The organism is Nocardia sp. CA-135398 (assembly GCF_050955845.1).
Lineage (GTDB): Bacteria > Actinomycetota > Actinomycetes > Mycobacteriales > Mycobacteriaceae > Nocardia.
This window is the reverse complement of record NZ_CP192084.1, coordinates 1,614,791-1,628,250: the sequence shown is the minus strand read 5'-3', so window position 1 is coordinate 1,628,250 and position 13,460 is coordinate 1,614,791. Positions and strand designations below refer to the sequence as shown.

Annotated in this window: 11 protein-coding genes; 6 read left to right on the top strand and 5 right to left on the bottom strand. The window is 65.6% G+C overall.

Annotated features, from left to right (window positions below; genetic code table 11):
• Positions 1–66 precede the first annotated feature (66 nt).
• The gene (locus tag ACQP1T_RS07345; protein WP_433759182.1) at positions 67–1,710 is read right to left on the bottom strand and encodes an alkaline phosphatase D family protein; all 1,644 of its coding nucleotides are present in this window, start codon (positions 1,708–1,710) and stop codon (positions 67–69) included.
• Between the two features lie 82 nt (positions 1,711–1,792).
• Complete coding sequence (locus ACQP1T_RS07340; protein ID WP_433759181.1) at positions 1,793–2,428, bottom strand: TetR/AcrR family transcriptional regulator; 636 nt, start codon at positions 2,426–2,428, stop codon at positions 1,793–1,795.
• An 89-nt stretch (positions 2,429–2,517) separates the two neighbouring features.
• Between ACQP1T_RS07340 and ACQP1T_RS07335 the strand changes: the two genes are divergently transcribed.
• The 4 genes from ACQP1T_RS07335 (at position 2,518) to ACQP1T_RS07320 (ending at position 7,713) form a co-directional block, all read left to right on the top strand.
• Positions 2,518–4,059 carry a flavin-containing monooxygenase gene (locus tag ACQP1T_RS07335; RefSeq protein ID WP_433759180.1) on the top strand — a complete coding sequence of 514 codons (1,542 nt, stop codon included), beginning with the start codon at positions 2,518–2,520 and terminating at the stop codon, positions 4,057–4,059.
• Complete coding sequence (locus ACQP1T_RS07330; protein WP_433759179.1) at positions 4,056–4,886, top strand: SDR family NAD(P)-dependent oxidoreductase; 831 nt, start codon at positions 4,056–4,058, stop codon at positions 4,884–4,886. The genes ACQP1T_RS07335 and ACQP1T_RS07330 overlap by 4 nt, the downstream gene beginning before the upstream one ends.
• A 26-nt stretch (positions 4,887–4,912) precedes the next feature.
• Complete coding sequence (locus tag ACQP1T_RS07325; RefSeq protein WP_433759178.1) at positions 4,913–5,839, top strand: alpha/beta hydrolase; 927 nt, start codon at positions 4,913–4,915, stop codon at positions 5,837–5,839.
• 80 nt (positions 5,840–5,919) lie between these two features.
• Positions 5,920–7,713, top strand: a complete 1,794-nt coding sequence (locus ACQP1T_RS07320; protein ID WP_433759176.1) for an AMP-dependent synthetase/ligase — start codon at positions 5,920–5,922, stop codon at positions 7,711–7,713.
• A gap of 55 nt (positions 7,714–7,768) precedes the next feature.
• On the opposite strand, the gene ACQP1T_RS07315 is transcribed toward ACQP1T_RS07320, so the two are convergent.
• The gene (locus ACQP1T_RS07315; protein ID WP_433759175.1) at positions 7,769–8,638 is read right to left on the bottom strand and encodes an alpha/beta fold hydrolase; all 870 of its coding nucleotides are present in this window, start codon (positions 8,636–8,638) and stop codon (positions 7,769–7,771) included.
• A gap of 88 nt (positions 8,639–8,726) precedes the next feature.
• On the opposite strand from ACQP1T_RS07315, the gene ACQP1T_RS07310 reads away from it, so the two are divergent.
• Together ACQP1T_RS07310 and ACQP1T_RS07305 are read left to right on the top strand one after the other, a co-directional pair.
• Entirely contained in the window at positions 8,727–9,284 is a 558-nt protein-coding gene (locus ACQP1T_RS07310) for a CGNR zinc finger domain-containing protein (RefSeq protein WP_433759173.1), read from the top strand.
• A gap of 57 nt (positions 9,285–9,341) precedes the next feature.
• On the top strand, positions 9,342–11,024 hold the full coding sequence (locus ACQP1T_RS07305) for a molybdopterin-dependent oxidoreductase (protein WP_433759171.1): 1,683 nt from the start codon (positions 9,342–9,344) through the stop codon (positions 11,022–11,024).
• Positions 11,025–11,081: 57 nt separating this feature from the next.
• On the opposite strand, the gene ACQP1T_RS07300 is transcribed toward ACQP1T_RS07305, so the two are convergent.
• Positions 11,082–12,563, bottom strand: coding sequence for a DHA2 family efflux MFS transporter permease subunit (locus ACQP1T_RS07300; protein ID WP_433759169.1), 1,482 nt, complete (start codon positions 12,561–12,563; stop codon positions 11,082–11,084).
• A 54-nt stretch (positions 12,564–12,617) separates the two neighbouring features.
• Positions 12,618–13,313 carry a PadR family transcriptional regulator gene (locus ACQP1T_RS07295; RefSeq protein ID WP_433759167.1) on the bottom strand — a complete coding sequence of 232 codons (696 nt, stop codon included), beginning with the start codon at positions 13,311–13,313 and terminating at the stop codon, positions 12,618–12,620.
• Positions 13,314–13,460 lie beyond the last annotated feature (147 nt).

Sequence of the window (13,460 nt, the reverse complement as noted above, 5' to 3'; positions counted from 1 at the left end):
CGAATCCACTCTCCCCCAGAGTGATTCGGTCCGGCGTTGGCATTCCGGCCCGCTCTGATCCGGCGCTCAGCGCGGCCCCGGACCCGCCATTCCAGGGTCAGCGGCCTGGTCGGTGTGGTCGTCGGGGCGCTGTGCCGCAACCACGCCTGGGATTCGGTCCTGCACAACGAAACTCGCGCGGGTGTGGATCGGGGCGCCGGGGTGGCGGACATAGGGGAGGACGCGGAAGTCGGTGCGCCACAGGGAATGGTCGAGTTCGACCCGGACGTATCCGCGTTGCGAGTTGAAGAATTTCATGTCCGGATTGGCGACCAGCAGGTTGCGGCCGGTGAGGTTGACGTCGGTGCCGTCACCACCCGTTGTGATCGATGTGCCGGTGAATTCGGCTGCTACGACCGGGGATTCGGGGGTGGCGTAGTCGGGGCGGAGGTCGGCGGCGTAGTTGTGGTGGCGGTCGCCGGTGATGACGACGAGGTTGTGGATGTCGCGGTCGGCGGCGGTGCCGAGGACGGTGTTGCGGTCGGCTACGTAGGCGTCCCAGGCGTCGGTGCCGAAATTGGTGCCTGGGCCGGGGTCGTAGTCGGATTTGGCCATGGCCACCTGGTTGCCCAGGATCTGCCAGCGGGCGGTGGATCGTGTCAGGCCTTCGAGGAGCCAATCTCGTTGCGCTGCACCCAGTATCGAGCGGTCGGGTGAGAGTCGGCCGGGGCAGTCGTCGCCGATGTTGCCGTTGCCGCAGGCTCCGCCGGTGCGGTATTGCCGGGTGTCGAGCATGGTGATGTCGGCGAGGTCGCCGAAGGTGTACCGGCGATGGATGCGCATGGTCGGGCCGGACGGCAGGGCCGCGATGCGCAGCGGCTGATGTTCGTACATCGCTTGGAAGGCGGCGGCTTTGCGGCGGCGGAACAGTGCGGGGATGCGATAGATGTCGAGGCCGAGGCCGGGATGGTCGGCGAACCAATTGTTGTCGATCTCGTGGTCGTCCATGGTGACCAGCCAGGGGAAGGCCGCGTGCGCGGTGCGCAGCGGTTGTTCGGCCTTGGCCTGGGCGTAGCGCAGTCGATAGCCGGGCAGGTCGACCGCTTCGGCGGCGAGATACGGCTCCACCGACATCCCCGCACGGCCACGGTTCCAGCCGCGTTCGTAGATGTAATCCCCCAGGTGCACAACCAGATCGAGGTCTTCGGCGCCCATATGCTCATAGGCGGTGTAGTAGCCGGAGGGCCACGATTGACAGGACGCGAACGCGAATCGCATTCGCGCAGTGGGCTGTCCGGACGGCGGCGCCGTTCGGGTGCGACCGACCGGCGAAATCGCCGACCCCGCGCGGAAGCGATAGAAGTACCAGCGATTCGGCTCGAGACCACCGACCTCCGGATGCACGGTATGTGCGAGTTCCCGGGTGGCGAGAGCGCTCCCGCGCGTCACCACATCCCGGAACTGGTCGTCGTGGGCAACCTCGTAATCGACGGTCACCGGATGCTGCGCCATCCCCCCGAGCCCATCCGGCGCCAACGGATCCGGTGCCAGCCGCGTCCACAACACCACCCCATCCGGCAGCGGATCCCCCGAAGCCACCCCTAACGTGAACGGATCTCCCAACCACCGCGGCGCTCGAAACCGCCCGCTACTCGCCGCCGACGCCCCCACCAGCACCGCAACCGATCCAGCCGTACCCACCCTCAACAGCTGCCGACGAGACAGACCCATACATCAGGATATCCACCGCTCGATCGCTCGCGCAGATGTCGCGTGGATGGCGGCGCTACTCGCGCTCTTCCAGAAGTGCTCGTCAGCCGCGAAGCGCGGCAGCGAGTGCCGGGTTCAGCGAAAGAGCCAGGGCGAGTAGTGATTCGACCAAGAGGTCGACCAACTGTTCGCGGGTGATGGTTTCGTGGCGCAGCCAGGTGAGGGTGGCTTCCTCGACGAAGGCGATCCAGCCGCGCATGGCGAGGGTGAGGCGGGGGCGGTCGGTGTCCGGGATATCGACGGGCACTTCGGTCAGGATGAGGTCGATGACGGCGTTGCGGGTCTGGTCGACGAGTGGCAGCACCTCGGCGCTCACGCTGGCCGGGCCGCGCAGCAGCGATACGTAGGAATTGCGGTTCTCGCCGACATACTCGATGTAGCGCTCGATCGAATCGCGCAGCATCTCGAATATCCCGAGGGTGCGGTCCGGGGCGACGCGCTCCAGTAGCTCGGCATTGGCGTGGCGGACTATCGCCAGTTGGAAGTCCTGTTTGGTCGGGAAGTAGTGGAAGAGCAGGCCGCGGGAGATCCCGGCCGCCCCGGCGATTTCGGTGATCGAGATGTCTTCGATGGCGCGGTCGCCGAGCATCTTCGCGCCCAGGGTGATCAGTTGTAGACGGCGTTCTTCCGGGCTGAGCCGGGTGCGCTTGACCGTTTCTCCGGTGCCTCGACTACTCACGGGGCCATCTTACTGAACACTGGTCAATACTTACTGAACGCTGCTCAATACTGTTGACTCATGCTCAATAGGACCGTAGGCTGGGTTATATGAGTCGCAAGGTTACAGACAAAGCTGTCGGCAACCGGCCAGCCCGCCACGTCAAGACCATCATCATCGGCAGCGGTTTCGCTGGTCTGGGCCTGGCGATCCGGTTGAGCAAGCAGGGCCGCAACGATTACCTCGTGCTGGAACGCGGCAGCGATGTCGGCGGCACCTGGCGCGACAACACCTACCCCGGCGCGGCCTGCGATGTGCCGTCGCACCTGTACTCGTACTCATTCGCGCTGAACCCGAACTGGTCACGTTCGTTCTCCAAGCAGGGCGAGATCCAGCAGTACATCCAGGGCGTGGCGCGCGAATACAACGTGCTCGACAAGCACCTGTTCGACTGCGACGTGACCGCGGCCCGCTGGAACAACGCCACCAACCTGTGGCATATCGAATCGACCAGGGGCAGCTTCACCGCCGACACCGTGGTGTCCGCGGTCGGCGCGCTGTGCGAACCCGCCCTCCCGGATATCAAGGGCATCAACGGATTCGAGGGCGAGATCTTCCACTCCGCCCGCTGGAACCACGACGCCGATCTGACCGGCAAGCGCGTCGCCATCATCGGCACCGGCGCCTCGGCCATTCAGATCGTGCCGTCCATCGCCCCGCGGGTCGCGCACTTGGACGTCTACCAGCGCACCGCGCCGTGGCTGCTTCCCCGCATCGACCGCCCGTACACCTTGCCGGAGCGGCTCGCCTTCCGACACATCCCGGGCTTCCAGCGCCTATCCCGTGCGGCCATCTACGCGGCGCGCGAAACCCAGGTCGTCGGCCTGGCCAAGGTTCCGGCGCTGATGCAGGCCTTCGAGCTGATCGCCAAGGCCAAGTTGCAGCTGGAGGTCCGCGATCCGGAGCTGCGCAAGAAGGTCACCCCGAACTTCCGGATCGGCTGCAAGCGCATGCTGATCTCCAACGACTATTACCCGGCGCTGAGCCGCCCGAATGTGGACGTGGTCACCGATGGCATCGTCGAGGTGCGCGCGAATTCCATCGTCACCAAGGACGGCACCGAGCGCGAAATCGACGCACTCATCGTCGCGACCGGCTTCCACGTCACGGATTCACCGACCTACAACGCCATCTCGGGCAAGGACGGCCGCACGCTGGCGGAGGTATTCGACGAGATCGGCCAGCAGGGCTACAAGGGTTCGGCCGTGGCCAACTTCCCCAATATGTTCTTCCTATTGGGCCCGAATGTCGGCCTCGGCCACACCTCGATGGTGTACATGATCGAATCGCAGATCAACTACATCGCCGATGCCCTGGCCACCGTCGACCGCCTCGGCCTGCGCACCGTCGAGGTGAAGCGCGCGGTGCAGGACGCCTACAACGAGGAACTGCAGGGCAAACTGGTGAAGAGCGTGTGGAATACCGGCGGCTGCGCCAGCTGGTACCTGGACAAGCACGGTAACAACACCACGCTCTGGCCGGATTTCACCTTCGAATTCCGCAGGATGACAAAGAACTTCGACGTCTCCGCCTATGAGACGACAAGCGTCGAAAGCTCTCGAAACGAACTGAAAGTGGTGGCAGGACAGTGAGCAATGACGCTTACTTCAAGGGCAAAGTCTGTGTGATCACCGGGGCTGGTTCCGGCATCGGCCGCGCCCTCGCGGAGAACCTGGCCAGGCGCGGCGCCAAGCTCGCGCTCTCCGATATCGATACCGACGGCTTGGCCGAGACGGTGCGCCGCTGCGAGGCGTACGGGGCCGAGATCAAATCCGACCGGCTGAATGTGGTCGAGCGCGAAGCGGTGCTGCTGTACGCCGACGCCGTGAAGGCGCACTTCGGCACGGTGCATCAGATCTACAACAATGCGGGCATCGCCTACCACGGCGAGGTGATCCGCTCGGAGTTCAAGGACATCGAGCGCATCATGGACGTCGACTTCTGGGGCGTCGTCAATGGCACCAAAGCCTTCCTGCCGCTGCTGATCGACTCCGGCGACGGCCACGTCGTCAATGTCTCCAGCCTGTTCGGTCTGATCGCCGTCCCGGGCCAGAGTGCTTATAACGCGGCCAAATTCGCGGTGCGCGGATTCACCGAATCGCTGCGCCAGGAGATGCTGGTCGGCAAGCATCCGGTGAAGGTGACCTGCGTGCATCCCGGTGGTATCAAGACCGCCGTCGCCCGCAATGCCACCTATGCCGAGGGCATCGACAGCCAGAACGCCGCTTCGCTGTTCGACAAGAAGCTGGCCATTCACACACCGGAAATGGCCGCGCAGACCATTACCGAGGGGGTCCGCAAGGGACACGGCCGCGTGCTGATCGGTTGGGAGGCCAAGGTGCTCGACCTGTTCGTCCGGGTCACCGCCTCCGGCTACCAGCGCATCGCCGCCGCGGTGAACCGCCCCTTCCTACCCTGAACCGGCGCGGGGAATCGAGGAAACCCATGCGTGACATCAACCTTCCGCTACCCATCGCGCGAGCGCTGCTGGGTCCGATCTTCCGTGTCTCACTGAACGCTCGGCTGCCCTGGCAGATGCAGCGACTGCTGCTCGATATCGGTTCGCGGGCACAGTTTCTGCCATCGGGCACGACCGTGCACCGGCTCCGGCTCGGTGGCCGGCCCGCGGAACGAATCACCGCGGGCTCGGCCGAGCCGAACCTGAACGCGGGCGCGGTGCTCTATCTGCACGGCGGCGGCTACGCGGTCGGATCACTGGCGACGCACCGCTCGCTCGCCGCCCGGCTGGCGCACGAAACCGGTTGCGCCGTCTATGTTCTCGACTACCGACTCGCGCCGGAGCATCCGTTCCCGGCCGGACTCGACGATGCCGAATCGGCCTTCCTGGAGCTGGTCGGCAATATCGGCTACCGCGCCGAACAGATTGCGCTGTCGGGTGATTCGGCGGGCGGCGGACTCGCGCTGGCCACCGCACAGCGGCTCATCGCCGAGCACGGCCACACTCCGGCGGCGCTCGGCTTGATCGCGCCGTGGGTCGACCCGAATCAGCCCCCGGACAAATTCCGCGATCTGGTGATCAACCGAGCGTGGTCGCGCGCGTGCGCCGCGGCCTATCTCGGTGACGGGGACGGCAAGGACACCGGCTACGCACCACTGCACGGTGAATTGCGCGGTTTACCGCCGACATATGTTCAGGTCGATGTCAGCGAACTGCTGCATCCGCAATGTGTCGAATTCGTGACGGCGCTGCGGGCGGCGGGCGTACATGCCAGCTTTACTGAGAGCAAGGGGCTATGGCACGTCGCGCAGCTGCAAGCCGCGCTCGTGGGTCCGGCGGCCGCCGCGCTGACCGAACTGGCGGATTTCCTGCGAGAAGCCGTCCAACCGGTCTCGATCCGCGACTTAGGATAGATCTGTGAGCAGGCCGAGCTGACGTCCCGGTCACAGGTGTCGTAGATTACTGGCGAGTAAACCCACGTGGAAGGGCACTGATGCGAGAGTTCGAAGTCCCGGCTTCATACACCATCCCGGAAGACGCGAACAATTCCGATAACGTCTTCCGGCACGCCGAGCAATCGCCCGGCGCGGTGCTGTTCAACGTCACCCGAGAGGGTGGCGGCTGGCGGGAAATCAAGGCCGCGGAATTCGCCAAAACGGTCACCGATGTGGCCAAGGGCCTCATCGCCTCCGGACTCGAGCTCGGCGATCGGGTCGCCATCATGGCCCCGACCCGCTACGAGTGGGTGCTGCTCGACTTCGCCATCTGGGCCGCAGGTGGTTGCACCGTCGCCATCTACGACAGCTCGGCCGCCGAACAGGCCAAGTGGATCCTGCAGGACTCCGCCACCAAGCTGCTGGTGCTCGACAGTGACAAGCACCGCAAGGTCATCGATGAGATCGAGGCGGGCGCGCTGCCGGATCTGCGGGAGACCCTGCAGATCGACAAGGGCGCCGTCGACGAGCTGATCGCGCGCGGCGCCGACCTCGACGACGCGACCGTGCACGCGCGCCGCGCCGAGGTCAATGCGAAGTCCCCGGCCACCCTGATCTACACCTCGGGCACCACCGGCCGCCCCAAGGGCGTCATGCTCTCGCATGCGAATCTGTACGCGGAGTCGAAGTCCGACCGGATCGCGCTGAACAAGTACGTCGCAGAGGGCAAGAAGACGCTGATGTTCCTGCCGCTGGCGCACGTCTTCGCGCGTGCGGTCACGCTGGCCGCCTTCGACGCCAAGGTGATCGTCGCATTCACCGCCGACTGGTCCACGCTGGTCGAACAGTTCGGCAGCTACCGCCCGCACTTCATCCTCGCGGTGCCGCGCGTGTTCGAGAAGGTGTTCAACAGCGCCAAGCAGAAGGCGCACGACGGCGGCAAGGGCAGGATCTTCGACCTGGCCGCCGAGACCGCCATCGCCTACAGCCAGGCACTGGACAACGGTGGACCCGGCCTGGTGCTCAAGCTCAAGCACACGGTGTTCGACAAGCTCGTCTACAGCAAGCTGCGGGTCGCGCTCGGCGGTCAGTGCGAGGCCGCGGTCTCCGGCGGCGGACCGCTCGGTGCGCGCCTCGGGCACTTCTTCCGTGGCGTCGGCGTCACCATCTACGAGGGTTACGGTCTCACCGAGACCACCGCGGCCATCACCGTGAACACCCCTGGCAATATTCGCGTCGGCACCGTCGGCAGGCCGATCGAGGGCCATGCGGTCAAGATCGCCGAAGACGGCGAACTGCTGCTGCGCGGATCGGTTGTCTTCAACGGTTACTGGGGCAATGCCGAGGCCACCGAGGACGCGTTCACCGACGGCTGGTTCAAGACCGGCGACCTGGGCGCCATCGATGGCGACGGGTACGTCACGATCACCGGCCGCAAGAAGGAAATCATCGTCACCGCGGGCGGTAAGAACGTCTCCCCCGGCCTGATGGAGGATTCGCTGCGGGCGCATCCGCTGATCAGCCAGGTCATGGTGGTCGGTGACGGACAGCCCTTCGTCGGTGCGCTGATCACCCTCGATCCGGAGGCGCTGCCGGGCTGGAAGGAACGCAACAACCTGCCCGTCGAAACCCCGATCGAGCAGGTGATCGAGAATCCGGCGCTGGTCGCGGAGATCAATGCGGCGGTCGCGGAGACCAATAAGAAGGTCTCGCATGCCGAGGCGATCAAGAAGATCCGCATCCTGCCCGTCGACTGGACCCAGGAGACCGGTGAGCTGACGCCGAAGATGTCGCTGAAGCGGGCTGTGGTGATGAAGCAGTACTCGTCCGAGGTGGAGAAGATCTACAGCTGACGCTGGTTTTGCGAGGCGCCGTCCGCGGGTTGCGGACGGCGCCTTTGCGTTTCGTTCAGCCGGGCAGGCGGTCCAGGAAGTCGGCGATGAGCGGCGCGATCTCGACCAGATGTGTCTCCAGGGCGAAGTGGCCCGTATCGAAGACGTGCAGCTCGGCATCGGGCAGATCGGCGAGGTAGGCGTGCGCGCCCGGCTCCGGGAAGAAGGGGTCGTTCGAGCCCCAGACGATGAGGGTGCGCGGGGTGTACTTGCGCAGCCACTGCTGCCACTCGGGGTAGGCGGCGACATTCGACTTGTAGTCGAATGCGAGGGCTACCTGGGCCTCCTTGCGGCCGGGTAGGTCGAGGAAGTACTGATCGAGGATCCACGATTCGGGGCTGAGCACGGTCGGATCGGGGACGCCCTGCTCGTACTGACCGCGGGTGCCCTCCAGTGTGAGCAGGCCGCGAATGGTGTCTTCGGCTCCTTCGTCCTCGGGACGCAGTGCGGTGAAGTCGCGGGCGAGATCCGACAGTCCCGCCTCGTAGGCATTGCCGTTCTGAACGATGAGGCCGGTGACCCATTCAGGGTGCCGCAGTGCGATACGGAAGCCGACCGGAGCACCGAAATCGAAGACGTACATGGCGAATTCGCGCAGTTCGAGCCGCGCAACGAAACCCTCGACCACATCGGCCAGTCGGTCGAAGGTGTAGTCGAAATCGGCTGGTGCCGTGGTGTTTCCGAAGCCAGGGTAGTCCGGGGCGATCAGCCGGTACTGCGCACCGAGCACATCGAACAGCCTGCGGAACTGGTGCGAGGCGGACGGAAAACCGTGCAGCAGCAATAAGACCGGGGCGTCCGAGCGGTTGGGGACCGATTCGCGGTAGTGGACCTCGACGCCATCGACATCGATGGTGCGGTGCTGGATGGCTGGCAGTTCGATCATGGCTTCACATGCTTTCTTTTCCTGATGTTGCATTAGTTTTAGCCGACCGAGTTCTAATGTGTCAACTGATCGATGTAGCATTAGTGCCATGACTGAAGCTCCGCTGATCGGCGAGCCGTTGGCATTGGACCTGGTCAATACCCGCCCGACCGGCGTCGATCTGCTGATGACCCCGCATGACCTCGCGAGTTGGCTTGCGCTGCAGGCCGAGCGGTTTCCGGAGCTGGCGATCGCGCGCCCCACGGCCGCCGACCTCGCTGCCGTTCATTCGGTGCGCGACCACATCACCGCCGTCCTCGACGCGCTGCTGCACGATCGCCGACCGCCCGCCGACGCATTGCGCGGACTCAATGCCGCACAGGCCGCCGCGCCCGCGATCCGACAGCTGGAATGGGGCGGCGATGCGGTGGTCGCGACGGCGCGCCGCCATGGCACGACGGCCGAGAAGCTGGGCGCAGTCCTGGCGGAAGCCGCGGCTGACCTACTCGCCGATCCGTCGATCGGCAAGCTGAAGCGATGCGAGGCCGACGACTGCGTACTGCTGTTTCTGCCCGCCCACCCGCGCCGTCGCTGGTGTTCGGCCGAACGCTGCGGCAACCGGGTCCGCGTCGCCCGCTACTACCAGCGGCACAGGTCCGCGGACTGATCTGCGCGTCACCGAATGGTCATACTCCCCGACCGCACCCGGCAGTAGGCTCGGACCATGGCTGAACTGCGCTTTCGGGTGGTGGCGGGCATTGTCGCCGCCGGTCTGGCACTCGGCGTTGCCGAGTTCGTCGCCGCCTTCATCGGCCCCGACAGCGCACCCCCGAACGCACTCGGCTCGACCGTCATCGATCACACGCCGGACGGCGTGCGCGAATGGGTGATCCAAACCTTCGGCACCAATGACAAGACGCTGTTGTTCGTCTGCATGGCACTCGTTGCCGTGCTGGTCGCCGGATTCATCGGAACCATCGAACGAACAGATCACCCGCGAGGATCCTGGCTGCTGGCCGCCCTCGGCCTGCTCACCGCCGCCATCGCCTTCGGCCGCACCGGACTCTCCACCGTCTGGCCCACCGTAATCGGCGTCGCCGCAGGCATTTACGCCCTCCGCGCCCTGACCTCCCGAATAGACGACGCGGCCGCCGCACACATGGCCCGGCCGGAACCGACTGCCACCCACCGTGACTCGGCCGACCAGGACACCGCGGGGATCACCGAGGCCGGTTCGGTCACAGCGGAAGAACCAGCGTCGAGCAGCGGCGGAACAGCGGCCGCGTCGACGGCCCGTTCGACCGCAACGGCTGCCGAGAAGGAACCTGCGGCTTCGGGACCGCAGCGGCGACAGGTGTTGCGGGGCATTGCGATTACGGGTGGGCTCGCGTTGCTCAGTGGGGTGGGCGGTCGGCTGATCGGGGCACAGCGGCGGGATGTTTCCGGTGAGCGGGCGGCGATTCAGCTGCCGGAGCCGAGCGGCCCGCCTGTTCCGCTCGCACCCGATGCGGATTTGAAATTGCCGGGGCTGGCGCCGTACCTGACGTCCAACAGCAGCTTCTATCGGATCGACACCGCGCTGACCCTGCCGCAAGTCTCCGTTGACGATTGGTCCTTGCGGATCCACGGAATGGTCGATCACGAAATCCAGCTCAGCTGGGACGATCTCACCAAGCGCAGACCGGTCGAGACGCTGGTGACGCTGGCTTGTGTATCGAATCCGGTCGGCGGCGATCTGATCGGCAATGCGAGCTGGCGCGGCTACCGCTTGGACGAACTGCTCGCCGAGGCCGGACCGCATCCGGATGCCGATATGGTTCTGTCGTACAGCATCGACGGTTTCACCGCGGGCAGCCCGCTGTCCGTGCTCACCGATGGCCGCGATGCACTGCTCGCCGTCGGCATGAATGGTGAACCCCTTCCTGTCGCACACGGCTATCCGGCCCGCCTGGTCGTCCCCGGCCTCTACGGATACGTCTCGGCCACCAAATGGGTGACCGAACTGGAGATCACCCGCTTCGACCGCGCAACCGCCTACTGGACCCGCCGCGGCTGGTCCGCCTACGGCCCCATCAAAACCGGCACCCGCATCGACACCCCGCGCGCCCGCGCCAAACTGCAACCGGGCAGCATCGCCATCGCGGGCGTCGCCTGGGCGCAGCACCGCGGCATCCGAGCCGTCGAAGTCCAAATCGACAACGGCTCATGGCAACCCGCCCGCCTGTCCACCGAACAATCCATCGACACTTGGCGCCAATGGGTCTACGACTGGACGGCCACCCCCGGCCCCCACACCATCCGCGCCCGCGCCACCGACGGCACCGGCGAAACCCAAACCGAAGCCCGCGCCCCCGTAGTCCCCGACGGCGCCACCGGCTACCCCTCCACCACAGTCCAGGTCGGCTGACGGTTGCCCGCTGACGGCTGTGCCCCGTGCGCGAATTGCGCACGGGGCACCCAGAACTCAGACGCCGACGGTATCGGCCTTGGCGAGGTCGGTCTTCGGGCCGGATGCGGCGGATTTGCCGTGGCGGATGAACAGGGCCGAGGCGATTACCCCGATCACCAGGATGCCCGCGGGGAGCAGGATGGCTTGGCCGAGGGCGGTGCTGAAGCCGTCCTTGACGAATTCGGGGATGGAGCCTTGGCCCGCACCGCCTTCGGAGATCTTGCCGCCACCGAGGCCATTGGCACTCATGCGGGCCGCGACCAAGGCGCTGATCGCGGCGCTACCGAGTACCGAACCCACCTGGCGGGTGGTGTTGTAGACGCCAGCGCCCGCACCCGCCTGCTGGATCGGCAGGTTGTGTGTAGCGGTGGAAGCCAGTGGCGCCCAGATGCAGGCGTTGGCGAAACCGGCCAGCGCGGCCGAGAGCAGGAACCACACCAGTGCGGAATGCGGCGTCATCAGTGCCGAGAACCAGAAGATCGACACCGAGAATCCGACGAATCCGATGGTCGGCACCAGACGCGGGTGCAGTTTGTCGGAGACCTTGCCGACGATCGGCGCGAAAACGCCGGTGACGATGGCCATCGGCGCGAAAACCAAGGCGGACTTGGTCGGTGATAGGTCCCGCACCGCCTGCAGGTAGAAGTACGACGGCACCATAAACGAGGTGACCGCCGCACCCATGGCCGCGATGGCCACATTCGACAGCGCGAAGTTGCGATCGCGGAACAGCCCCAATGGCAGCAGCGGCTCGCCGGTATTGCGCGACTGATTCACCAGGAATACCGCCAGCACAACCAAACCCGCACCGATCATCAGCCAGATGCGCAGCGACCAGTCATAGGTATCGCCCTCCTGGATACCGAACACCAGCAGGAACAGGCCGATACCGCTGAGCACCACACCCGGGATATCGAACTTGTGCTCGTTTGTCGGCAGCGCCGGAACCAACCAGACCGCGAGCGCGAAGGCGGCGACGCCGACCGGAACGTTGACGATGAAGATCCACTCCCAGCCGAGCCCGTCGACCAGTACACCGCCGAGGATCGGGCCGACCAGGGTGGCCAGACCGGCGACACCACCCCATAGCCCCATGGCCGCACCGCGCTTATCCGGTGGGAAGGTCCTGGTGATCACCGCCATCGTCTGCGGCGTCATCAGCGCGGCGCCGAGCCCCTGGACGGCCCGCGCGGCGATCAGCATGGTGATCGATCCGGACAGACCGCACCACAGCGAGGCACCGGTGAATACGGCCAGACCGATCAGGTAAATGTTCTTGGGCCCGTAGCGATCACCGAGCCGACCGGTGACGAGCAGCGGCACCGCATAGGTCAGCAGGTAGGCGCTGGTCACCCAGATGACCTGGGAGATGTCGGCATGCAGGTCCCTCATGATCGCCGGATTGGCGACCGCGACGATCGTCATATCCAGCAGGATCATGAAGAAGCCGACGACCAGCGCGAACAGCGCCAGCCACGGATTGCGTCGAGTGGTCATGGATTCGGTTCCTATCTCGGATGTCTGTACCGGCGGCCGTGCGCATATCGGTACTCATCGGGGCGGTGACGCACTGGTTTCGTTCCAGCGACGCGGCACCGGGGGTGGTTCGGAATGGTCCTGGTCGGACCAGGGGTGCTGATGTTCGGTTATGCGGAGGCCGGTGGCCGGGTCGAATTCGTCCCACTCCATCTCGCCGCTGTCGAGTTCGGTGATCAGGCTTTGGACCCACGCGATTTCGGCCGCGATGGTGGCATGCAGATACGGGAGCACGATCCAGTAGCGACGCGGCACGGCGTGCATACCCGCCCACTGGCTCATCATCTCGACATCTGCCAGGTCCTGCGCCAACCGCTCGACCCGCTCCCGCAATAGCGCGAGCACTTCCGGCGCCGGCAGGTTATGCGCCTCGTTGAGCGCGACCGGGAACATCGGGTACTCGCGCCCAGGATTGCGCAGGATCTCGGCAACTCGGGAACGCAATGCTTCCCGGCCGCTTTCGGTGATCCGATAGGTGGTGCGCTCCGGCCGATTGCCGTCCCGATCGACCCCCTCGGCCTGCACCATCCCTTGCTCGGCCAACCGCGTCACCGTGTGATAGAGCGAGCCCGGCCGCACCTTCACCAGGATGTCCTCCCGGCGGGCGATCAGCAGTTGATACGCCTCGTAGGGATGCATGGGCCGCTCGTCGAGCAGCGCGAGCACGGCGATCGCCAACGGCGTCACCGACGGGCGCGCGTGCTGCCCCATTTTCGGTCACCTCCTGCCAAGACTCGCGGACGCGAGATCGAATCCCGGAGCACGATAGCCACGGCCACCGACATACTCCGCATCAAATACTCCACATGGAATATACGGTGCGGAACAGCCCGGCCACAAGACCGCGACATCGAGCGG

What these genes read in the sequence shown, in the direction of transcription:
- ACQP1T_RS07345 (WP_433759182.1), bottom strand. Translation starts at nt 1,710, where the DNA reads ATGGGTCTGTCTCGTCGGCAGCTGTTGAGGGTGGGTACGGCTGGATCG.
- ACQP1T_RS07335 (WP_433759180.1), top strand. Translation starts at nt 2,518, where the DNA reads ATGAGTCGCAAGGTTACAGACAAAGCTGTCGGCAACCGGCCAGCCCGC.
- ACQP1T_RS07325 (WP_433759178.1), top strand. Translation starts at nt 4,913, where the DNA reads ATGCGTGACATCAACCTTCCGCTACCCATCGCGCGAGCGCTGCTGGGT.
- ACQP1T_RS07320 (WP_433759176.1), top strand. Translation starts at nt 5,920, where the DNA reads ATGCGAGAGTTCGAAGTCCCGGCTTCATACACCATCCCGGAAGACGCG.
- ACQP1T_RS07315 (WP_433759175.1), bottom strand. Translation starts at nt 8,638, where the DNA reads ATGATCGAACTGCCAGCCATCCAGCACCGCACCATCGATGTCGATGGC.
- ACQP1T_RS07310 (WP_433759173.1), top strand. Translation starts at nt 8,727, where the DNA reads ATGACTGAAGCTCCGCTGATCGGCGAGCCGTTGGCATTGGACCTGGTC.
- ACQP1T_RS07305 (WP_433759171.1), top strand. Translation starts at nt 9,342, where the DNA reads ATGGCTGAACTGCGCTTTCGGGTGGTGGCGGGCATTGTCGCCGCCGGT.
- ACQP1T_RS07300 (WP_433759169.1), bottom strand. Translation starts at nt 12,563, where the DNA reads ATGACCACTCGACGCAATCCGTGGCTGGCGCTGTTCGCGCTGGTCGTC.
- ACQP1T_RS07295 (WP_433759167.1), bottom strand. Translation starts at nt 13,313, where the DNA reads ATGGGGCAGCACGCGCGCCCGTCGGTGACGCCGTTGGCGATCGCCGTG.